Annotated in this window: 17 protein-coding genes and 1 pseudogene; 4 read left to right on the forward strand and 14 right to left on the reverse strand. The window is 69.5% G+C overall.

Annotated features, from left to right (window positions below; translation table 11 throughout):
- The 6 genes and pseudogenes from B0E52_RS14120 to B0E52_RS14145 form a co-directional block, all read right to left on the reverse strand.
- Positions 1-486 (reverse strand): annotated as a pseudogene (locus B0E52_RS14120) (hypothetical protein); the annotation flags it as partial.
- Between the two features lie 202 nt (positions 487-688).
- Complete coding sequence (gene mazG, locus B0E52_RS14125) at positions 689-1495, reverse strand: nucleoside triphosphate pyrophosphohydrolase (RefSeq protein ID WP_077484834.1); 807 nt, start codon at positions 1493-1495, stop codon at positions 689-691.
- Entirely contained in the window at positions 1492-2313 is an 822-nt protein-coding gene (gene cysQ, locus B0E52_RS14130; protein WP_077484835.1) for a 3'(2'),5'-bisphosphate nucleotidase CysQ, read from the reverse strand. The genes mazG and cysQ overlap by 4 nt, the downstream gene beginning before the upstream one ends.
- On the reverse strand, positions 2310-2867 hold the full coding sequence (nudE, locus tag B0E52_RS14135) for an ADP compounds hydrolase NudE (RefSeq protein WP_077484837.1): 558 nt from the start codon (positions 2865-2867) through the stop codon (positions 2310-2312). Before nudE ends, cysQ begins: the two co-directional genes overlap by 4 nt.
- A 21-nt stretch (positions 2868-2888) precedes the next feature.
- Complete coding sequence (locus B0E52_RS14140; protein WP_077484838.1) at positions 2889-3665, reverse strand: inositol monophosphatase family protein; 777 nt, start codon at positions 3663-3665, stop codon at positions 2889-2891.
- Positions 3662-4456 (reverse strand): type II secretion system protein N, encoded by a 795-nt coding sequence (locus B0E52_RS14145; protein WP_254426808.1) that lies wholly within the window; start codon positions 4454-4456, stop codon positions 3662-3664. The genes B0E52_RS14140 and B0E52_RS14145 overlap by 4 nt, the downstream gene beginning before the upstream one ends.
- Positions 4457-4513: 57 nt before the next feature.
- On the opposite strand from B0E52_RS14145, the gene B0E52_RS14150 reads away from it, so the two are divergent.
- Positions 4514-5878, forward strand: coding sequence for an adenosylmethionine--8-amino-7-oxononanoate transaminase (locus B0E52_RS14150; RefSeq protein WP_077484840.1), 1365 nt, complete (start codon positions 4514-4516; stop codon positions 5876-5878).
- Between the two features lie 27 nt (positions 5879-5905).
- On the opposite strand, the gene B0E52_RS14155 is transcribed toward B0E52_RS14150, so the two are convergent.
- A complete protein-coding gene (locus B0E52_RS14155) occupies positions 5906-6232 on the reverse strand; it encodes a hypothetical protein (protein WP_077484842.1) in 327 nt (108 codons plus the stop codon).
- A gap of 144 nt (positions 6233-6376) precedes the next feature.
- Between B0E52_RS14155 and B0E52_RS14160 the strand changes: the two genes are divergently transcribed.
- Positions 6377-7111, forward strand: a complete 735-nt coding sequence (locus tag B0E52_RS14160) for a 16S rRNA (uracil(1498)-N(3))-methyltransferase (RefSeq protein WP_077484874.1) — start codon at positions 6377-6379, stop codon at positions 7109-7111.
- A gap of 183 nt (positions 7112-7294) precedes the next feature.
- On the opposite strand, the gene B0E52_RS14165 is transcribed toward B0E52_RS14160, so the two are convergent.
- The 7 genes from B0E52_RS14165 to B0E52_RS14195 all read right to left on the reverse strand — a co-directional run bounded on the left by B0E52_RS14165 (position 7295) and on the right by B0E52_RS14195 (position 18928).
- Positions 7295-7810, reverse strand: coding sequence for a chemotaxis protein CheW (locus B0E52_RS14165; protein ID WP_077484843.1), 516 nt, complete (start codon positions 7808-7810; stop codon positions 7295-7297).
- Positions 7807-9378, reverse strand: coding sequence for a chemotaxis protein CheB (locus B0E52_RS14170; protein WP_077484845.1), 1572 nt, complete (start codon positions 9376-9378; stop codon positions 7807-7809). The genes B0E52_RS14165 and B0E52_RS14170 overlap by 4 nt, the downstream gene beginning before the upstream one ends.
- The gene (locus B0E52_RS14175) at positions 9371-15349 is read right to left on the reverse strand and encodes an Hpt domain-containing protein (RefSeq protein ID WP_077484846.1); all 5979 of its coding nucleotides are present in this window, start codon (positions 15347-15349) and stop codon (positions 9371-9373) included. The genes B0E52_RS14170 and B0E52_RS14175 overlap by 8 nt, the downstream gene beginning before the upstream one ends.
- A gap of 73 nt (positions 15350-15422) precedes the next feature.
- Entirely contained in the window at positions 15423-17453 is a 2031-nt protein-coding gene (locus B0E52_RS14180) for a methyl-accepting chemotaxis protein (protein WP_077484848.1), read from the reverse strand.
- Positions 17454-17581: 128 nt separating this feature from the next.
- Entirely contained in the window at positions 17582-18127 is a 546-nt protein-coding gene (locus tag B0E52_RS14185; protein WP_077484850.1) for a chemotaxis protein CheW, read from the reverse strand.
- A complete protein-coding gene (locus B0E52_RS14190) occupies positions 18124-18495 on the reverse strand; it encodes a response regulator (protein ID WP_077484852.1) in 372 nt (123 codons plus the stop codon). The genes B0E52_RS14185 and B0E52_RS14190 overlap by 4 nt, the downstream gene beginning before the upstream one ends.
- A 22-nt stretch (positions 18496-18517) precedes the next feature.
- The gene (locus B0E52_RS14195; RefSeq protein WP_077484853.1) at positions 18518-18928 is read right to left on the reverse strand and encodes a response regulator; all 411 of its coding nucleotides are present in this window, start codon (positions 18926-18928) and stop codon (positions 18518-18520) included.
- A 366-nt stretch (positions 18929-19294) separates the two neighbouring features.
- On the opposite strand from B0E52_RS14195, the gene gshB reads away from it, so the two are divergent.
- Both gshB and B0E52_RS14205 read left to right on the forward strand, forming a co-directional pair.
- Entirely contained in the window at positions 19295-20272 is a 978-nt protein-coding gene (gshB, locus tag B0E52_RS14200; protein WP_077484855.1) for a glutathione synthase, read from the forward strand.
- On the forward strand, positions 20269-21129 hold the full coding sequence (locus tag B0E52_RS14205; protein ID WP_077484857.1) for an energy transducer TonB: 861 nt from the start codon (positions 20269-20271) through the stop codon (positions 21127-21129). The genes gshB and B0E52_RS14205 overlap by 4 nt, the downstream gene beginning before the upstream one ends.
- Positions 21130-21137: the final 8 nt, after the last annotated feature.

Genomic DNA, 21137 nt, shown 5'->3' on the forward strand with positions numbered 1-21137 from the left:
ACCCACGCTGGTGCTGAAGGCGCCGCTGATGTTGCTGACATGCAGGTCGCCCGAACCCACCATGGTGCGCAGCTGCTGCACGCCGGCCACGGTGGCGTCGCCGGAGCCCACGCGCACCGTCACCGGCAGTTCCGGCGGTAACTGTACGTTCGCTTCCAGATTCGTGTAGGAGCTGCCGAAGAGGTGGAACGAGAAGTTGTTCTGCCCACCCAGTTCGATGATGAGCTGGTCGCCCTCGCGGCGCTGGGTGATCTGCAGTTTGTCCAGCAGCGACTGGTCGGAGGCGCAGGCCCGGCCGTTCACCACCAGCTGCTTCGCGCCAGACGCGCCGTTCACGTGCAGGTCGTAGCTGTTGACGTCGATCTGCACGCCGCGCACGCCGGCGAGGTCGAGCTGCAGGTTGCGCGGCGCCTGGTACTTGCACTGGTTGGCGGCGTAGACGGAGAGCGGGGCGAGCAGCAGCAGGGCAAGGACGGCACGGCGCATGGCGGAACTCCTGGTCTGGGTGTCGACTGGTTCTGATGCATGGCAGCGGCAAAAGGTTGCAAGCCGCGTTGATCCGACCGAAGGTCCGTAGGAGCGCACCCAGTGCGCGATGACTTTGTGCTTCGATCAGGGCAAAGGCATTCGCGCACAGAGCCTGCCCCGGACTTGATCCGGGGGTGCGCTCCTGCCCGGGTAGCGGCAATCAGCGTTCGTCCTGCTTGGCGCGCCGCCACAACGCCTCCTGCGCGGGTAGATCGTGGGCGGCGAGGCTGCCGCCCGCATCGTCGGCCAACTGTTCCATGCGACGGAAGCGCCGCTCGAACTTTGCGTTGGCGTGGCGCAACGCGCGCGAGAAATCCACGCCGGCGTGGCGGGCGAGATTGGCCACCACGAACAGCACGTCGCCGATCTCGTCCTCCAGCCGCGCGGGATCGGCGCCGGCATCGAACTCGGCGCGCACCTCGTCGATTTCCTCGGCCAGCTTGTCCAGCACCGGGCGATGGTCGGGCCAGTCGAAGCCCACGGTGGCGGCGCGCTGCTGCAGCTTGGTGGCACGCTTCCACTCCGGCAGGCCGTGCGAGATGCCGGCCAGCGCACTGGCGTCGTGTGCCTCGCCCTTGGCGGCACGCTCGGCGGCCTTGAGCTCTTCCCAGGCCTGCTTCTGCGCCTCGAGGTTGGCGTACTTCGCCTCGCCGAACACGTGCGGGTGGCGGCGGATCATCTTGGCGTTGATCGCCTGCGCCACGTCGGCGAAGTCGAACAGGCCACGCTCCTCCGCCATGCGCGCATGGAACACCACCTGCAGCAGCAGGTCGCCCAGTTCCTCGCGCAGCTCGCCGAAGTCGCCGCGGTCGATCGCATCGGCCACCTCGTAGGCTTCCTCGATGGTGTAGGGCGCGATGCTGGCGAAGTCCTGCTGTACATCCCACGGGCAGCCATGTGCGGGATCGCGCAGCCGCGCCATGATCGTCAGCAGTTCGTCGAGGCCGTGCCGCGCGGCGTCGTTCATGGCAAGCCGGCGTCGCGCAGCTTGGCGGGCCAGTCGAGGCCGGCGTCGCCCACCGCGATGAATTCGGGATTGAGCAGCGATTCGCCGCGGTCGTAGCGCAGCGGCCGGCCATGCAGGTCGAGCACGGCGCCGCCCGCTTCCTCCAGCACGCATTGCGCCGCGGCGGTATCCCACTCGCTGGTGGGGCCGCGACGCAGGTAGACGTCCGCGCCGCCACGCGCGAGCAGGCAGAACTTCAGCGAGGAACCCAGCGGCTGGAGCACGTGGTCCTCGCCGACCAGGCGGCGCAGCGTGTCCTCCTGCGCGCCGCCGTGCGAGCGGCTGCCGGCGACGGTGGCCGGCCGCGCCAGCGCGCGCGTGCCGATGCGCTCCCAGTCGCCGCCCTCTTCCGCCTGCCACCACGCGCCGATACCGCGCGCGGCGACGTACAGATCGCCGGTGACCGGCGCCAGCACCACGCCCAGCACGGGCCGGTGGTCCTCGATCAGCGCGATGTTGACCGTGAACTCGCCGTTGCGCTTGACGAACTCGCGGGTACCGTCGAGCGGATCGACCAGCCAGTGCCGCGCCCACGATTTGCGCTGCTCCCACGACGCCTGCTTGGCTTCTTCGGAAACGAGCGGCAGTACGGGCTCCATGTGCGCCAGGCCTTCGGCAATCACCTTCTGCGCGGCAAGGTCGGCGGCGGTGAGCGGGGAGCGGTCGTCCTTCAACTCGACGTCGAAGTCTAGGGCGTAGACCTCCAGGATCGCCTCGCCCGCACGGCGCGCCAGCGTGCCGATCTGCCACAGCAGGGGGTGTTCGAACGGCGCGCTCATGACAGCTGCATCCGGCCGGCGAGGTATTCGCGCGCCATGAACAACGCGGCGATCGAGCGACCCTCGGTGACATCGTCGCGCGCCACCAGGGTGTGCAGCTCGGCGAGCTTCCACGGCACCACTTCCAGCTCCTCGGGCTCGTCGCCGGGCAGGCGCTCGGGATACAGTTCCTGCGCCAGCACCACGTGCGCCATGTGGGTCATGTACGATGGCGACAGCGAGAGGTTGTGCAGGATCTTCAGCTTGCGCGCGCCGTAGCCGATCTCCTCCTTCAGCTCGCGGTTTGCACCCTGCTCGGCGGTCTCGTCCTGGTCCAGACGCCCCTTGGGCAGGCCGAGCTCGTAGCGGTCCAGGCCAACGCCGTATTCGCGCACCAGCAGCACGGTCTCCGCGTCCAGCATCGGCACGATGATCACCGCGCCGAGGCCGCCGGGCTTCATGCGCTCGTAGGTGCGCCGCTCGCCGTTGGAGAATTCCAGATCGACCTGCTCGGCGCGCAGGAAGCGGCTGTGCTCGATGTCGCGCGTGGCGTGGATGATGGGCGGCTTGGGCATCCGGCGATTGTAGCGCGCGACTCAGCAGCGCAGCCGACGCAAGGCCTCGGCATGGATCGCCGGGGTGCCGGCCAGCACGCTGCGCGTGTCCAGCGTGGGTGGCTGGCCGTCCAGATCGGTGAACACGCCGCCGGCCTCGCGCACGATCACCGCCAGCGCGGCGATGTCGAGGATGTTCACATCCGATTCGATCACCAGATCCAGCGCCCCGCGCGCCAGCAGGTGGTAGTGGCAGAAGTCGCCGTAGCCGCGGATGCGGTTGGAGTCGCGGATCATCGCGCCCAGCGCGCCCCAGCGCGTGTCGCCGGTGAGCGTCTTGACGTTGCCGGTGGAGATCGAGGCTTGCGCGAAATCGGTGGTGCCGGCCACGCGCACGCGTTCGCCCTCGAACCACGCACCGTCGCCCTGGCTCGCCCACATCGTCTCGCCGTAGACCGGCGCGCTGGACACGCCCAGCACCAGCTCGCCGCGGTCCATCAGCGCGATCTGGGTGGAGAAGAACGGCGTGCGCCGCACGAAGCTCTTGGTGCCATCCAGCGGATCGACCAGCCACAGCAGGCCGTCGCGCCCGCCATCGAGGCCGTACTCCTCGCCGTAGATCGAAGCCTCGGGCAATGCGGCATGCAGTACCTTGCGTATCGCCTGTTCCGCTTCGCGATCGGCGATCGTCACCGGCGTGGCATCGCCCTTGATCTCCACCACCACTCCGCGCTTCCAGTAATGCAGGATCACCTCGGCGGCGGCGGCGGCGGCTTCGCGGGCGGCGGTCAGGGCGGTCGCGGCGAGTTCGGATTTCATCGTGCGGTGTTTCCCAAGGTGGATGCGGCCAATCCGCCGCGGCGTTCGACGTGCACCGTGCCGTCGGCACCGGGCTTGCCCAGCGCAGCGAGCCAGTGCCGCAAGACCGGATCATCGTGCCGCGCTTGCAGCTCGGCCGCGAGGCGCCAGCCCAGCGGACTCAGTTGCAACTCGCCGGTGGTGCGCAGCGGGCCTTGGCCGTCATCCTGCCATTGTGCATGGATCACGCCGTTCTGCGCATCGAGTTGGCCATCCCAATCGCCCAGCACCACTTCACCGCCCTGTGTGCGCAGCGCAGCGTGTCGCCAGTGCAGCACGGCCTTCAACTGCATGGGCCAGCCGCCCTGCAGCAGCGCGTGTTCCGCGTTCAAGTCAAGCTCGCCCTGCGGCTTGCCCAGCGGCAGGCGCAGGCGCGGGTCGGTCAGTGCGGAGAGATTCACCCGGCCCTGCACGCCGCTCCAGACGACCTGGGCTGCCGACAATTTCCGCAGCTGGCCGTGGAACTCGAACTGCGGACCGTCGAAGTCGAGCTGAACTTCGGCCTGCCCGAGCAGGGCACGATGCGACAGCTGCCACTGCAGCCGACCCAAGTCCCGGCCGTTCGAGGCCAGCACCTGCTCCGCGCGACCATTCCACACGCTGCCGTGCAATTGCTGCAGGCGCAGGCCGTGCAACGACGGTTGCAGCAGCGGCAAGGCCCAGCGCACAGGCAGCCACCACAGCAGGACCGTGGCGGCCAGCAACAGCACGGCCACGGCCGCCAGGATTTTCTTCAGAGTTTTCAAACGCATTTTCCGGACAGGTCCCGCGCGCTTGAGTGCCCGTCTACTCGGAACGATCATATCCGGATGACGAACCTCATCGACCGCAATGCCGCGCTCGCCGCGCGGGACCTGAAGCATATCTGGCATCCCTGCACCCAGATGCGCGACCACGAGACGATCCCGCTCGTACCGATCGTGCGCGGCGAAGGCGCGTGGCTCCACGACGCCGAAGGCCGCCGCTACCTCGACGGCATCAGCTCGTGGTGGACCAACCTGTTCGGGCATGCCAACCCGCGCATCGCCGCCGCGCTGGCCGAGCAGGCGCGCACGCTGGAGCACGTGATCTTCGCCGGCTTCACCCATCCGCCGGCGATCGAACTGGCCGAGCAGCTGGTGCGCCTCACGCCGCCGGGGCTGGACAAGGTGTTCTTCGCCGACAACGGCTCGGCGGCGATCGAGGTGGCGCTGAAGATGAGCTTCCACTACTGGCTGAATCAGGGCCATGGCGAGAAGACCCGCTTCATCGCGCTCACCGGCAGTTACCACGGCGAGACCCTGGGCGCGCTGTCGGTAAGCGATGTGGCGCTGTACCGCAAGACCTATGCGCCGCTGCTGCTCACGCCGATCCTGGCACCCTCGCCCGACGCCTACGAAGGCGAGCCCGGCGAGACGCCCGCGCAGGTGGCCGCGCGCCGGCTGGTTGAACTGCGCGCGCTGCTGGAGCGCCACGCGCACGAAACCTGCGCGGTGATCGTGGAACCGCTGGTGCAATGCGCGGGCGGCATGCGCATGTACCACCCCGACTACCTCGCCGGCCTGCGCCGGCTGTGCGACGAGTTCGCCGTGCACTTCATCGCCGACGAGATCGCGGTCGGCTTCGGCCGCACCGGCACGCTGTTCGCCTGCGAGCAGGCGAACGTGTCGCCCGACTTCATGTGCCTCTCGAAAGGCCTCACCGGGGGCACCCTGCCACTGTCGGCGGTGCTCACCACGAATGCGATGTACGAGGCCTTCTATGCCGAATACAACAGCGGCAAGGCCTTCCTGCACTCGCACAGCTACACCGGCAATCCGCTGGCCTGCAGCGCGGCACTGGCCACGCTGGCGATTTTCCGCGACGAACCGGTGCTGGAACGCAACCGCGCGCTGGCCGCCCATCTCGCGCGACGGCTGGAAGCCTTGCGCGACCACCCGCACGTGGCCGAGGTGCGCCAGACCGGCATGATCGCCGCGGTGGAACTGGTGGCCGACAAGGCCACGCGCCGGCCCTGGCCTGCCGCCGAACGCCGCGGCCTGCGCGTCTACCTGCATGGCCTGCAGCACGAGGCACTGCTGCGCCCGCTGGGCAACGTGATCTACTTCATGCCGCCCTACGTGGTGAACGAGGCCGAGATCGACCACCTGGTCGAGGTCGCGACGGCGGGCATCGCGCACGCCGTGGCGGACTGAACCCCCAGGACGCTTCGACGGCGGCGATCAGTGGATCGCCGGATCCAGCATGCGCAGGGCATCGGCGGTATTCGGCTGGCCGGTGCTGCGCAGCTCCTTGGCGCTGTAGCTGCGCCCGAAGGCGCCCTGCAGGCACTCGCCCTTCTTCGGGGGGATCAGGCTGCCGGTGTCGCGGAGACAGTTGCGGTCGCCCGGTTTGATCAGCGGATGCTGCTGCGGGGTGGATGGCGTGGCCGCGGCCGTCGACACGGCATGCGGTGCGCGTGGCGCGGACGGTGCCGTTTGCGCCGCCGCGGCTGCCCCGAGGCCAAGGCCGAGCACCGCCGACAACGAAAGGATGGTGGTCTTGAGCATGGCGGTTACCTCCTGCCGCTCCGTGACGTGCTCATCCTGTACTCGCCGCCGGCGGCAAGCAAGCGCCGCCGTCCTTGCGGCGCGCCGGCGTTCAGCCTGCGCATCGGCTCGATTATGCTTGCGCTTTGTCGCGAAGCCACCCGCATGCGCACGATACGCATCCATGTCGACCTGCCGCTCGCCACCGGCGCGGAAGTCGCCTTGCCGGCACAGGCCGGCGAGCACGTGGCCCGGGTGCTGCGTCTCGCGCCTGGCGATCCGCTGACCTTGTTCAACGGCGACGGCGCCGACTATGCCGCCACGATCCGCAGCGTCGACAAGCGCGAGGTGCGGGTGCAGCTGCTGGAGCGGCAGGCCGTGGCGCGCGAATCCCCGCTGCGACTGACCTTGGCGCAAGGCGTGGCGCGCGGCGAGAAGATGGACTTGATCGTGCAGAAGGCCACCGAGCTGGGCGTGGCGCGCATCGTGCCCCTGCTCACCGAACGCTCGGAAGTGAAGCTAGATCCGACCCGTGCGGAGAAGCGCCTGGCGCACTGGCGCGCAGTGACGGCCAGCGCCTGCGAGCAATGCGGCCGCGCCAGCCTGCCCGAGATCCTCCCTGCGCAGACCTTGCCGGCCTGGCTGGCGACACTGGCCGACGACGGTGCACTGCGGCTGGCCTTGTTGCCCGAGGCGGAATCGTCGACGCGGAAACTGCATCCCGGCGACGCCGGCGCCTTGCTGGTGGTGGGACCGGAAGGCGGTCTGGGCGAACGCGACATCGCCCTGCTGCAGGCGGCCGGCTTCCACGGCCTGCGGCTGGGCCCGCGCATCCTGCGCACCGAGACCGCAGGACTGGCGGCACTGGCCGCGTTGCAGGCGCTGCACGGGGATTTCTGATCGGCCGTATGGACGACTACTCGCAGCTGCCGCGCCTGCGGCACCAGAAGGTCACCGCGACGCCGAGGAATGCCCTGGCTACACCGTGAAAGGCAGGCCGCCCGCCCACCCTCGCGGCAACGAAGAACATCGCGCCTGTCCGCAGGAACACCACGCTGCCGAACCGGGCCCGCCAGCGTTAGGTCAGGCGACGCCGTCCAGCGTCTCCGGCTCGTCCGGTGGGTCCCGGTCCAGCTGCAGCAACTGCACCAGCTCCGCCTCGATGCCTTCGAGGTCGGGGATCACCGCCACGTCGTCGCGCACCAGTACCTGGGCGCGCACGCCGGGTGGCAGTGCGTTGCCGTCGTGGGTGGGGATGATCAGTTCGGCGTTCAGCGTGGTCAGGCGCGGGAAGCCCTGGGTGAGCACGGCAACGAAGGGCAGCTTCGGATGGCCGCCCAGCGCCTTCAGCACGGCCACGCGCACGGTCAACTCGGCGTCGCCCTCGCCCGCACCGGCGAGCCGGGCGAACGAGACCAGCGGCACGCGCCAGCCGCGCCAGGTGATGCGCCCGACCAGCCAGTCGGGCGCACCTTCCACCGTCTCGTGGGCAGGCTGGGTGATCACCTCGGCCACGGTGGTATTGGGCAGCAGCAGGCGCAGGCTGCCGGAAGGCACCAGTACGCAGCGGATTTCGCGGGGCAACAATGCGTCGCTCATGGATAGACCTCGATCAGGTGCGCCGCCAGTTCGTGCAGCGTTCCGGAATAGCTCACCAGCCGTTCGGCGAAGATGCCGCTGACCATGTCGGCGTAATGTTCGCCGTCGGCGGCCTCCACCCAGACCTGGCCACCGCGGTCGTGGATCGCCTGCGCACCGGCCACCGCATCGGTGGAGTTGCCGGCGAACACGATGCCCAGCGCGTCGCGCCCGAACATGTTCGCTGCCATGGTGAAGCTGGCGTCGATCGACGACTCCTGCGCGCCGTCATGGTTGCGCAGCTCGACGCTGCCATCGCGGCGCAGCTGCACCTGGCCCTCGGCTGGCACCAGCAGCACTTCGCCGCTGCGCGCGCGGCTGCCGTGCGCGGCCAACCGCACCGGCAGGCTGGAATGGGTGGTCAGCAGCTGCAGCACGGCGGCAACCGGCTGGCCGCCGAAATGCTGGGTCAGCACGATGGTGTGCCGTGCAGTGGCAGGCAGGGTCGCCAGGAAATCGCATACCGCATCCAGGCCATCGACGGCGGCCCCCAGCAGCACCACGCGACCGGGCACGCTGCCTAGCTCGTCCAGCAGCATCTCGTTCGGCTCCCAGGCCTGCGGCGCCACCGCCTCTTCCATCGACACCAGTTCCAGGCTCATCGTCGGCTGGAACTCCGCGGTCGCCGGTTCGACGTCCGGCGCGAGGAAATCGGCAGCGCTCATCTTCTCGATGCCGAAATCCCCGGTGCCGGCAGGCACCGGATCGGCGTGCACGGCAGCAGCGTCGTCGACCAGCGCCCAGCTTTCCGGGGCGGCTGGCGCCTTCGCCACCACCACCGGCGCCACGGGCTCGACCGGCACCTCGAGCAGCTCGTCGTCGCGGGACATCGCGTAGCTGAAATCGCCGTCGTGCAGCGGTAATTCCTCGCGTGGCGCGGACGGCGCGGCGTCCTCGTCCGGCAGCGGTTCGTCGGCAGCGAGCAGGGCGGCCAGCTCCGCCTCCAGATCCTCCGATGCGGCACGGCTCTGCGCCTCGTGCGCATCGTCGTGCAACGGCGACTCGACCGGCTCCGACCGATCCGGCACGGCCGCTTCCGGAATGGCCGCCGCGTGGCTGGCCAACTCGGGCACGGGCACGGGCACGGGTTCAGGCTCGGCCGGCGGCGTCGCGAGCGGGGCGACGGCCGTCGCGGCGACCGCCATCGGTGCCGTCTCCACTACCAGCGCATCCGCTGGCCGCGGCGGGTCCACGTCGCCGCTGGCCAGTACCTTGACCGCCAGGTGACGGGCCCAACGCGCACGATCCCAGCCGCTCAGCGCACGGCTGGCGCGGGCGTCGTTGAATACCAGGCTCGGCCGATCGCCATCGATCATCTCAACCAGACGATCGAAGGCCGCGTCGTCCTCCTCGTCGAGGTTCACCACCAGCACGTCGGGATCGAGCTGCCTCAGCAAGGCGGCGTCGAAACCCGCGACGGTGCCCTCATGCACGATCCGCGCACCGTGTTCCTGCAGTACCTGGTGCAGGTGGCCACCCAACTCGGCATCGTCGAACAGCAGCGCCACCGCGGGTCGCGCTTCAAGCATGGTGCGGCTCCCGTGCAAGCAGTGCCATGGCGCGCTGCTCCAGCACCTCGCCGATCTGGGTCAGCAATTCGGCTTCCTGGTACGGCTTGCCGAGGTAACGGTCCACGCCGATGTCGAACGCGCGCTGGCGATGCTTCTCGCCGGTGCGCGAGGTGATCATGATGATCGGTATGTCGCGCAGACGCGGATCGGCCTTCATGTGGGTGGCCAGCTCGTAGCCGTCCATGCGCGGCATCTCGATGTCCAGCAGCATCAGGTCGGGCACGCGCTCGTGCAGCTTCTCCAGCGCGTCGACGCCGTCCTTCGCGGTGCCCACTTCGTATTCGTGGCGCTCCAGCACGCGGCCGGTGACCTTGCGCATGGTGATCGAATCGTCCACCACCATCACCAGCGGGCGCGCGCGCAGCTCCTCGATCGTCGGCAGCTCGACCGCGCTGAGGCCTTCGGCCAGGCGCTGCTCGCGCCGCACGACGCCGTGGCGGACCAGTGGAGCCAGGTCGAGAATCACCAGCACCGAGCCGTCGCCCATGATGGTGGCACCCAGTACGCCGGGCACCGAACTCACCTGCGGGCCGACCGACTTCACCACGATCTCGCGCGAACCCAGCACCGCGTCGATGCGGATCGCCGCGCGCAGGTCGCCGGCGCGGGTGAGCAGCAACGGCGGCTGCTCGCCCTCCGGCACCGCGCCGGGCGGCAGGCCCAGCAACTCGGCCAGGTCGTGGATGCCGTACTGCTCGCCGTTGTAGCCGAACGCTGGCTCGTGCTCGGCCAGCTTGGCAGCCAGCTCGTCGGGGCCGATCCGCGCCACACCCTGCACCGAGGTCATCGGGATCGCGAAGGTGCTCTCGCCAATGCGCACCAGGATCGCCTGGGTCACCGCGAGGGTGAACGGCAGGCGCAGCACGAAGGTGGTGCCCTGCCCCGGTTGCGACTCGATCGCCAGCGAACCGCCCAGCTGCTTGATCTCGTTCGCCACCACGTCCATGCCCACGCCGCGGCCGGCGAGCTGGGTGACCGTGCTGGCGGTGGAGAAGCCAGGTTGGGTGATCAGCGCGAGCAACTGGTCGTCGCTGAGGCGCGCGTCGGCGCGGATCAGGCCGCGCTCCACGCCGCGCTTGCGCACGGCCTCGCGATCGAGGCCGCGGCCGTCGTCGCTGACGCGCACCACCACCTCGGTGGCCTCGCGCGCCACGCGGATGCGCACCGCGCCCTCGGCCGGCTTGCCTGCCTTGCGGCGCTGGGCCGGCGATTCGATGCCATGCGCCACGGCGTTGCGCAGCATGTGCTCGAACGGCGCCTTGATGCGGTCGAGCAGGTTGCGGTCCATTTCGCCGTGGGCGCCGTCTACGTACAGCTGGGCACTCTTGCCTTCCTCCTGCGCGGCCTGGCGCAGGGTGCGGCGCAGGTTCGGCACCATGGTGTCGAACGGCAGCATGCGCGTGCGCAGCAGGCCTTCCTGCAACTCGGTGCTGACGCGCGACTGCTGCACCAGCAGGTTCTCGGCCTGGCGGGTCAGCTCGTCCAGCATGCCCTGGATCGACACCAAGTCGGATACCGACTCGGCCAGCGCACGCGAGTACTGCTGCAGCTGCGAGAAACGGTCGAGCTCGAGCGGATCGAACACGGTGGCACTGCCGGCCTCGCGGTGCTCGCGCTGGAAGCGCGCGATGATCTGCGCCTCGGTCTCGATTTCCAGCATGCGCAGCTGGCTGCGCAGACGCTGCACGGTCTGGTCCAGCTCGACCAGGTTGAAGCGGTAGCCGGACACCTGCTGTTCCAGGCGCGAGCGGTAGATCGCCACCTCGCCGGCATGGTTCACCAGGTTGTCGAGCAGTTCGGCGCGGACGCGGATCTGCTCCTGCGCGGAAGGCACGTCGACGCCCTCTGCCGCGGGCAGCAGCTCGGGCAGCGGCACGACAGGCTGCGCCGGCGGCGCCGCCCGGGCGGCCAGCGCCGCGTCGTCGGCAAACTGCTGCTCGCCGGCCAGCGCCAGCAGATGGTCGATCGTGGACTGCGGATAAGTCGGCGCCTGCCCCTGCGACACCTGCTGCACCATGGTGTGCAACTGGTCGAAACTGGCCTCCAGCACGCCGATCAGCGGGATCGCCTGGGCGGCATCGGCCACCGGCTTCTCCAGCAGCGTCTCGATCGCATGGGCCAGATCGCCTACCGGCATCAGGCCGGCAATGCGCGCACCGCCCTTGAGCGTGTGCAGGTCGCGTTGCAGTTCGGGCAGATGTCCGGCCGCGGCCGGCTCGGCATGCCACTGCGCCAGCACGCCGTCGGCGTGGTCGAGGATTTCGCGCGCCTCCTCGACGAAGACTTCGAGCAGGTCGGCGTCGATCGGCAAGCCCGTGTCGGCGAGCGCCACGGCGGCGACGGGTGCCGCATGATCGACTGCGGCGGCGCGGGCGGCCTCGGCCTCGCGTTGCGCGTCCAGGCGAGCCTGTTCCGCCGCCGCGGCTTCCGCGGCGCGCTGTTCCGCCGCGGCCTTTTCCGCCGCTGCGCGCATCTGCGCCTCGGCGGCTTCGCGGGCGGCGCGCTCCTGCGCCAGCCGTACCTGCTCGGCACGCTCCTGTTCGATGCGCTCCTGTTCGAGGCGTTCCTGTTCGGCCTGCTCGCGTTCGGCTTGTTCCTGTTCGGCCTTCGCCTGTGCCGCCTGCTCGGCGGCGGCGCGTTCGGCCGCTTCCTGTTCGGCGGCGGCGTGTGCGCGCTGCTCAGCTTCGGCATGCTCGGCCGCGAGACGCTCGGCGGCGGCATGCTCGGCGGCTTCGCGTTCGGCCAGGCTCGGTGCCTGCGGCTCGAAGGCACCGAGCGCAGCCATCAGCTCGCTGGCGTAGTCGTCGTGCGCGCCGTCCTCCGGCAGCGACGCCGGTGCCGTGTGCTCCGCGACGGCAGGCGCCTCGGGCTCGTCCGTGGCGTCGGCGGGGGCCGCGAAATCGACCGGCGACGGCGCCGCCTCCGCGTGGATTTCGGCGCCGACATGCGCCACCTGCGACTCCGGATAGCGGTCGCGCAACTCGATCAGCTGGGTGGTGAGCAGGTCGACGTTCGGCAACTGCGGCGTGGCCACGTCGAACTGGGCCATCACGTGGTCGACCACGTCGGCCGAGCGGTCGAGCAGGCGCACACCCTCCACCGGTAGCGCCTGTCCGACGCCGCGCACACGCTTGAGCAGGCTCTCCAGCGGCGAGAGCAGCTGGGTGAGCAGCGGAATCTCGACCATCGCGATCGCGCCATGCAAGGTATGCACGGCGCGCAGCAGGTCCTCGCCCACCGGCAATTCGCCGCTGCTGCGTTGGATCGCGGTGCGGATGGCCTGCAGGTATTGCGCGACCTCGCTGCGCAGGATCTCCAGCAACACCGGGTCGACCGAGGGCAGCGGCGAGATCGCCAGCGACACCGGCGGCTCGGCCGGCTCCGGGGCCGGGACGCTTTGCGTGTCGGTGAGACCGGCGGCCGGAATCGCGGCGGCGGCGGCGTCGAGGCGCGGCACCCGGCGACGCACGGTGCGCCGCACGGTTTCCATCGCGGTCGGCGCATGGTCCTCGATCCGTGCGGACGCGTCGCCGCCGGCGAGCCGGCTGGCGGTCTGCTGGATCGCCTCGACCGGCGCATGCGGCACGCCTTCGCCCTTCAGCGAGGCGAGCAGCTGTGGCAGCGCATCGATGGCGTGGCGTACCAGCGCCTGCACGCCTGCGTGCGGCTCGACCGTGTGATCGAGCACGCGGTTGAGCATGTCCTCCACCCGCCAGGCGAACTCGCCCAGCGCGGGGATGCCGACCAGCCGGCCGGAGCCCTTGAGCGTGTGGAAGGAACGGCGGATCGGGGTCAACGCGTCGAGCCGCGCGGGATCGGCCAGCCAGCTGCCTTCGGCGCTGCGCAGGTTGTCGATCTCCTCCTGCATCTCCTCCACGAAGATCTCGCGGATGTCGTCGTCGATGCCTTCGGCCTGGTGATCGAAACGGAATGCGCCGGCCTGTGCGGCGTTCGCCGGCACCTGCTCCTCGATCTCTTCCTCGATCTCGATCCAGTCGGCGTCGTCGCCAGCCATCGGTGGCGCGGTGGCTTCGGTCTGCGCATAGCGCAGACCGTCGACGTCGTGTGCCGGCGCCTCGCGCGGCACTTCCGGCGCGACGAACAGCTGGCTGGCATCGCTGCCGGGATACAGGCTCACCGACTCGGACAAGGTGTCCTCGCCGCTGTCCTGCACCTCGGCCGCCGGCGCGTCGACCGGCACGGCCGACAGCGGCCGCTCGGCCGGCAGCGGCCAGTAACCGAGCTGGCCGAGGCTGTGCTCGGCCACGTCGATGATGTGCGCGAGGCCGCCGCGATGCTCGCGCGCTGCTTCCAGGTAGTACTCCAGCGCGGCCAGCGCGTCGGCCAGGTGATCCATCTGCGTGCTGCTGGGCACGCGGCGGTCGGCCAGCAGCTCGTTGTGGATGAAGCGGCCGATGCCCTCGGCCAGCTCGGCCGGACGCTCGGCGGACAGCATGCGCGCGGCGCCGGCGACCTCGCTCATCTGGGCCGGTGCGGCGGTCAGTCCGGCGTGCTCCCAGCCGGATTCGACGAAGGCGACGATGGCCTCCTTCACCTTTTCGGTGTTGCGGACCGCCTCCTGCATCACCGTGCTGAGGATGCCTTGCGCCTCGCTGCGCGGCAGGCCCGGCGCGACGGTACCGTCGTGCGGCTCCTCGCCCGCGCCCAGGCTCTCGATGTGGTCGTCCAGCGAGGCTTCCACGTACAGCAGCGCGCCGGCCACGTCGAGCAGGATGTCCTCGTCGACGGGGCGCAGCTTGTTGACGATCTCGTCGAGCACGCGCCGCTGCTCCTCGATCACCCGGCGCGGCACCGACAGCGCCAGCATGCCCAGGGTATCGCCCACGCGGCCGAGCAGTTCGCACTGCGGCTCCAGCGAAGCCGCATCGGCGCCGGGCTGGCGCTGGAACAGGTCGAGCGCTTCCTTCACGCGCAGCAGGTCGTCCTTCAGCGCCTTCGCCACCGAATCGAGCAGGGCGCGGTTGTGTCCCGCCATCGAGCCGCGGGCGTGTTCCAGTTCGTCGGCGTCGGGCAGCAAATTGTCCAGCGCATAGGTGCGGCGCAGCAGCTCCATGTGCGGGCTGTGCTGGCGCGACTGCGCCACGATGTAAAGCAGGCGGTTGCACAGGTCGTCGGCCTCGCCGCCGCGCAGGCTGTCCTCGCCCTGCTCGATCAGCTGGCGGATGTGCCGGTCGGCCTTGCCGATCAGCTGGCGCAATTCGGCCGCATGCGCCACGAGCATGCCGCGCTCGAGTCCTTCCACCACGCCGGCGGCGATCCACCACAGGCGTCGGCCATGCACGTGGAAGCAGCGCGCGGCGATCGCCAGCAGCGCCTTGCGCATGCCGGCCAGCGGCTGCGCCTGCGACTGGCCGCGGAACCAGGCAAGCATGTGCTGCTGGAACTGCAGGCGCAGCTCGACCAACTCGCCACGGCGTGCCTCGGCCTGCGCCTCGCTCATCGCGGCAGGCGCCTGGGTGGGCAGGAAGGCGTCGAGGTTGGGGCGGAACAGCGCCGATTCGGGCAAGGCCTCCTGGCCGCGGCTGGCGCGCAGGTCGTTCAACAGCGGCAGCAGCACCACCGGCACGTCGCGGTGGCCGCCGGCGAGGCGTTCCAGGTAGTCGGGCAACTGCATCATGCCGCGCATCAGCGCGGTATAGGCTTCCTCGCGCTGCGCGACATGCCCTTCCAGCAGCGCGACCGCCAGCGCTTCCATTTCCGACGCCACCATCGCGGGGCCGGGCAACTCGACCATCCGCAGCGTGCCCTGCACCTGGTGCAGGCCGCTCGCGCAGGCGCGCATGGCTTCGTCGCTGGCCGGGTTGTCGACATAGGATTCCAGCGCTTCGCGAGCATCCGCCAGCGTCTGTTCCAGCTCGGGACGAACCCACTGCAGGGTGGTGAAATCGATGTGGTCTTGAAGTCTCATGCACTTCCCTCAGCGGTTGCGCGGCACGGGGCCGCGCCACCATCGAGACTGCCCCAGTCAGTAAATATCGCCATCATCCCGGCAGCTTGAAGTGCGCTACCGAACGCCGCAGATCGCTGGCCAGCTGCGCCAGCGTACCGATCGAGTCGGCGGTGCGACTGGCGCCCTGCGAGGTCTGCGAGGTGATTTCCCGGATCGCGTTCATCGATTGCGAAATGTCCGTCGCCGCCGCTGACTGCTGACGTGCTGCGCTGGAGATGTTCTGAATCAGCGCGGACAGGTCGTGCGACACGCGCTCGATGTCGCCCAGCGCGCTGCCGGCATCCTCCGCCTTGCGCGCACCGGCCACCACCTCGGCGGTGGTCTGCTCCATCGAGTTCACCGCTTCGTTGGTGTCGGACTGAATCGTCTGCACCAGCGTTTCGATACGCTTGGTCGCGCTGGTCGAGCGTTCCGCCAATCGCTGCACTTCGTCCGCCACCACCGCGAAACCGCGGCCGGCCTCGCCGGCCGAGGCCGCCTGGATCGCCGCGTTCAAGGCCAGGATGTTGGTCTGCTCGGCGATGTCGTTGATAAGTTCCACGATCGAGCCGATCTCCTGCGAGGATTCGCCCAGCCGCTTGATGCGCTTGGAGGTCTCCTGGATCTGGTCGCGGATCGAGTCCATGCCCGAGATCGTCTCGCGCACCACTTCGGCGCCGTGCGAGGCGATCTGCACCGAGCGCTCGGCCACGTCGGCCGACTCGGCGGAGTTCTTCGACACGTGGTCCAGCGAGCTGGCGATCTCGTTGATCGCGCCGGTCGCGGTGCTGATCTGCTGCGCCTGCTGCTCGGCCGCGTCGGCCAGGTGGCGGGCGGTGGTCTGGGTTTCCTGCGCCGACGAGGAGACCTGCTCGGAGGTCTCGTTGATCGTGGTCACCAGGGTGCGCAACTCGTCGATGGCGTAGTTCACCGAGTCGGCGATCGCGCCGGTGATCTCCTCGGTCACCGTGGTCTTCACCGTCAGGTCGCCTTCGGCCAGCGCGCCCATCTCGTCCAGCAGGCGCATGATCGCCTCCTGGTTGCGCTGGTTGAGCGAGGTGGACTCGGCGAAGCGGCGACGCTGGTCGCGCACCAGGCTGACCACCAGCAGCAGGGCGAATGCCACCGCGCCGATCGCGGCCAGCAGGCCCCACCACACGTTCGGGAACAGGCGGCGCAACGGCAGCTTGCCGATCTGCTCGGCGAGGTCGTTCGCGCGCAGCAGCACCGACTGCGAATCCAGCGAGGCCTTGTTGCCGGCCTGCTTCACCGTGGCGAGGTTGCCGGAAGCGGACACCAGCTTGGCCAGCGGATCGGCCAGCTTGCCCCAGTCGTCCTGCATGCCGGTGAGGATCTTGCGCGCGTTGGCGTCGCCGATCGGCCGCACGCCGCTGCCCGGGTTGCCCTCGATCAGGCCCTGCAGCACGCTGCCGTACAGCTGCGCGTCGCGCTGCAGGCCGTCGGCAGCCGCCTGGGCGTTGTCGCCGCCCTGCAGCACTTCCTGCACGCGGCGGATGATGCGGTCGGCCGACAGCATCTGGCGCGAGGTGCCCAGCATCTGCTCGGCACTGCCGTTGCGCTGCTGCAGGATGTTGACCACCTGGTCCATGCTGGAATTGAGCAGCGGCATCTGCTGCGACACGGTGGCCGCGCGCTGGCCGGAGTCGAGCACCACGGCCTTGTTCTGGAGGATCTTGCCGATGTCGCCGTCCAGCTGCTTCCAGGCGCCGTCCAACGCGCTGGCGGCGCGACCGACCGGCGAAGTGTTGTTGTCGGCATAGGCATGCATGCCGGTGGCCGCGTCGCCCTTGTTCAGCTTGCGCACCGCCGAGTCGATCGCGTTGCGGGTGCTTTCCAGCTCCTTGTACGAATCGGCGTTGCCGTCGGACGATTCCAGCGCGAATTTCGCGGTCTGCTGCGACAGCACCTGGATCTGCGTGGTCAGCGCGACCGCCTGGCGATCCTCGCCGTTCTTCACGTTGAGCTGCCAGAAATCCAGTGCCGCGAAGCCGATCGCGACCAGCAACAGGACAATGAGTGCGGTATTCCCACGCTCCTTGCCGACGCCCCCTGTAGTGCTCATGTTCACCTCGTCCGTCTACTTCACCGGATCGGCCCCGCCAGCATGGACGGGAACGGATCCTGGACCTGCCATCTTGGAATTTCCGGCCCCTGGCGGCGCCGGACCTGCTGCATGCGCTCGCCGCGGGATCAGGCCGCGGCCTGGCGGAAATCGGGCGCCCGCACCAGCCGGCTCATGTTGAATATCGCCATCTGCTGCTCCCCCTCGCCCACCCGCTGCTCGGCGAAACGCGCCAGCCGCGGATCGTCTTCCTGCCCGGCCGCACGGCGCTGCTCCGCATCCACCGTGCGCTGGCCGAACACCTCGTCCACCAGCAGGGCCACGCTGCCGCCGCCCTGGCGCACCACCAGCAGGCGGGCACGGTCGGTCTGCGGCGTACGCTCGTCGAACAGGAAACGGCCGAAATCCACCACCGGCATCAGGTTGCCGCGCACGTTCGCCACGCCGAGCAACCACGGCCGGGTGCCGGGCACCGCGGTGAGCGGCGGCATCGCCAGCAGTTCGTTGATCTCGCCGATCTCGCTGACCAGCATGCGCGGCCCCACGCGATAGCCGATGCCGCGCCACAGGCCCGGCGCGTCCATCCGCTCGCGGGTGTCCGAGGCATGCTCCAACGACAGCCGCTCGTAGCGGGCCAGGATCTCGAACGGGGTAAGCCCGGCGGTCGCGTTCATGCCGCGCTCGACAGCAGTTGGTTGATGCAGGCGAGCAGCTCGCCCTCGTTCACCGGCTTGGTGATGAAGGCGCGCGCGCCCTGGCGCAGGCCCCACACGCGATCGGTCTCCATCGCCTTGGTGGTGATCATCACGATCGGCACCTCGGACGTGGCCGGATCACGGGTGAGCGTGCGGGTGGCCTGGAAGCCGTTCATGCCGGGCATGATGACGTCCATGATGACCAGCGCGGGCGGCGTGCTGCGCACGCGCTCGATGCCTTCCTCGGCGTTCCCGACGGAGGCGACTTGATGACCCGCGCGTTCGAGCAGCGTGGTGAGCACGCGCACGTCGGTCGGCGAGTCGTCGATGATGAGGATTTCGGCCACAGGTTCCCCCGAGAATCTGCGGTCAGCGGCTGGGAACCGTACTGACATGGTGATGGATGGCGCCGAGCAGTTCGTCGCGCGTGAATGGCTTGGTGAGGTACTGCTCCGCGCCCACGACGCGGCCGCGCGCCTTGTCGAACAGGCCGTCCTTGGAGCTCAGCATGATCACCGGGGTGCCGCGAAACTGCGGGTTGTTCTTGATCAGCGCGCAGGTCTGGTAGCCGTCCAGCCGCGGCATCATGATGTCGACGAAGATGATGGCCGGCTTCTGGTCGGCGATCTTGGCCAAGGCCTCGAAGCCGTCCACCGCAGTCAGCACGTCGCAGCCTTCCTTCTTCAGCAAGGTCTCTGCCGTGCGACGGATGGTCTTGGAGTCATCGATCACCATGACCCGCAGGCCGGCCAGACCATTCGCGTTCGCGTTCAGATTCATTACTCCCCCCCTGTCACCCAAAGACGGGTCCAGGACAACCACCAAGACAGGCAACAAGCATGCCGCCGGTGCACATGACAAAACAAGACAAGCATCGCGATCCGCGACACCCGCTCTGCGGCGGGATGCACAGGCCTCGTTGTTTACTGCCTGCCTGCCAGCGCGTCAAGCAACATTCGCGTCACGAGGGGTCCCGCGAGCGCGCAATGTGACCCTCACCGGCAGGCTTGAACCTTCTGCGGCACAAGGGATGCTCCAATCAACCCAGGAACGGTGCGCAGGCTTGTCGCGACCGGCGGCGTGGGCGAACATCGTCCTCCCCGTCGCCGGCGCTCCGCGCCGCAAGACCTTTCGCGGAGAATCACGATGCCCCTCTCGGTCGCGGTGCTGATGGACCCCATCGGCGCGATCAAGCCGGCCAAGGACACCAGCCTGGCCATGCTGCTGGAGGCGCAGCGCCGCGGCCACACGCTGCACTACCTGGAACAGGGCGACCTGGCGCTGCGCGACGGCGCGCCATGGGCGCGGCTGCGCCCGCTCGCGGTGCGCGACGATGCGCACGACTGGTTCAGCCTCGGCGAGGCGCGCTGGCGCGACCTGCGCGAGCTGGACATCGTGCTGATGCGCAAGGATCCGCCGGTCGATGCCCAGTTCATCTACGACACCATGGTGCTGGAGGCGGCCCAGCGCGGCGGCGTGAACGTGGTGAACGACCCGCGCGCCTTGCGCGACTGCAACGAGAAGCTGTTCGCGCTGCAGTTTCCCGAATGCTGCGCGCCCACCCTGGTTTCGCGCGATCCGGCCGACCTGCGCCGCTTCGTGGCCGAACACGGCGAGGCGGTGCTGAAGCCGCTGGACGGCATGGGCGGGCGCGGCATCTTCCGCGTGAAGGCCGGCGACAGCAACCTGAATTCGATGCTGGAGACCCTGCTGGCCGGCGGCCCGCACGGCGAGGGCCGGCACTTCGCCATCGCGCAGAAGTTCATCCCGGCGATCAGTGCGGGCGACAAGCGCATCCTGCTGATCGACGGCGAGCCCGTGCCCTACGCGCTGGCGCGCATCCCGCAGGGCGACGAGTTCCGCGGCAACCTCGCCGCCGGCGGCCGCGGCGAAGGCGTGCCGCTCAGCGAGCGCGACCGCTGGATCGCCGCCCAGGTGGCGCCGGAACTGCGCCGGCGCGGCCTGCGCTTCGTGGGTCTGGACGTGATCGGCGATTTCCTCACCGAGATCAACGTCACATCGCCGACCTGCGCGCGCGAGCTGGATGCGCAATTCGGGCTTAATATCGCGGGCCTGCTGTTCGATGCCCTCGAGCAGCGCCCTGCTGGAAGCCGCGCTCCGTGAGTTCCACCGCTGCACGCCCCGCCGCCGACCCGATCGGCGCGACCCTGCTGTTCTCGCTGCTGCTGCATGGCGTGCTGCTGCTGGGCATCACGTTCCATTTCGCCAAGCCCACGCCCAGCCTGCCCACGCTGGACGTCACCCTGGTCAACGTGGCCAACCGCGAGGCGCCGGACCAGGCCGATTTCCTGGCCCAGGCGAACAACCGCGGCGGCGGCACCAGCGACCATGCGGCGCGGCCCTCGCAACCGTTCTCCGGCGCGCTGCCCAAGCCCGATCCCGGCACGGCGATGCGGAACATCGACGCCGCCACGCCGCAGCCGCGCGAGGCCACGCCGCAGCGCATGGTCACCACCAGCGGCCAGAGCCGTTTCAGCGTGGCCAGCGACACCGCGCAGACCGAGGTGCCGCCGCAGGACGCGCCCAGCGCGCAGGAGCTGCGCCGCCAGCAGGAGATGGCCCAGCTCGCCGCCGAACTGCGCCACCAGACCCAGGCCTATGCCAAGCGCCCGCGCAAGAAATACATCTCGGCCAACACGAAGGAGTATGTCTATGCCGCCTACATGCGCGGCTGGTCCGACCGCGTGCAGCGGGTGGGCAACCTCAACTACCCGGAAGAGGCGCGCCGGCGCGAGCTGCACGGCGACCTGCTGCTCACGGTAGGCATCAACCGCGACGGCAGCATCCACAGCATCGACGTGATCAGCAGCTCCGGCCAGCCGCTGCTGGACGCCGCGGCGGAGCGCATCGTGCGGCTGGCCGCGCCGTTCCCGCCACTGCCGCCCGAGGCGAAGGTGGACGAGCTCTACATCACCCGCACCTGGCAGTTCCTGCCGGGCGGCGTGCTGCGAAGCAAATAGATCGCGGC

Origin of the sequence: Rhodanobacter sp. C06 (assembly GCF_002001105.1) — a bacterium.
Taxonomy (GTDB): domain Bacteria; phylum Pseudomonadota; class Gammaproteobacteria; order Xanthomonadales; family Rhodanobacteraceae; genus Rhodanobacter_A.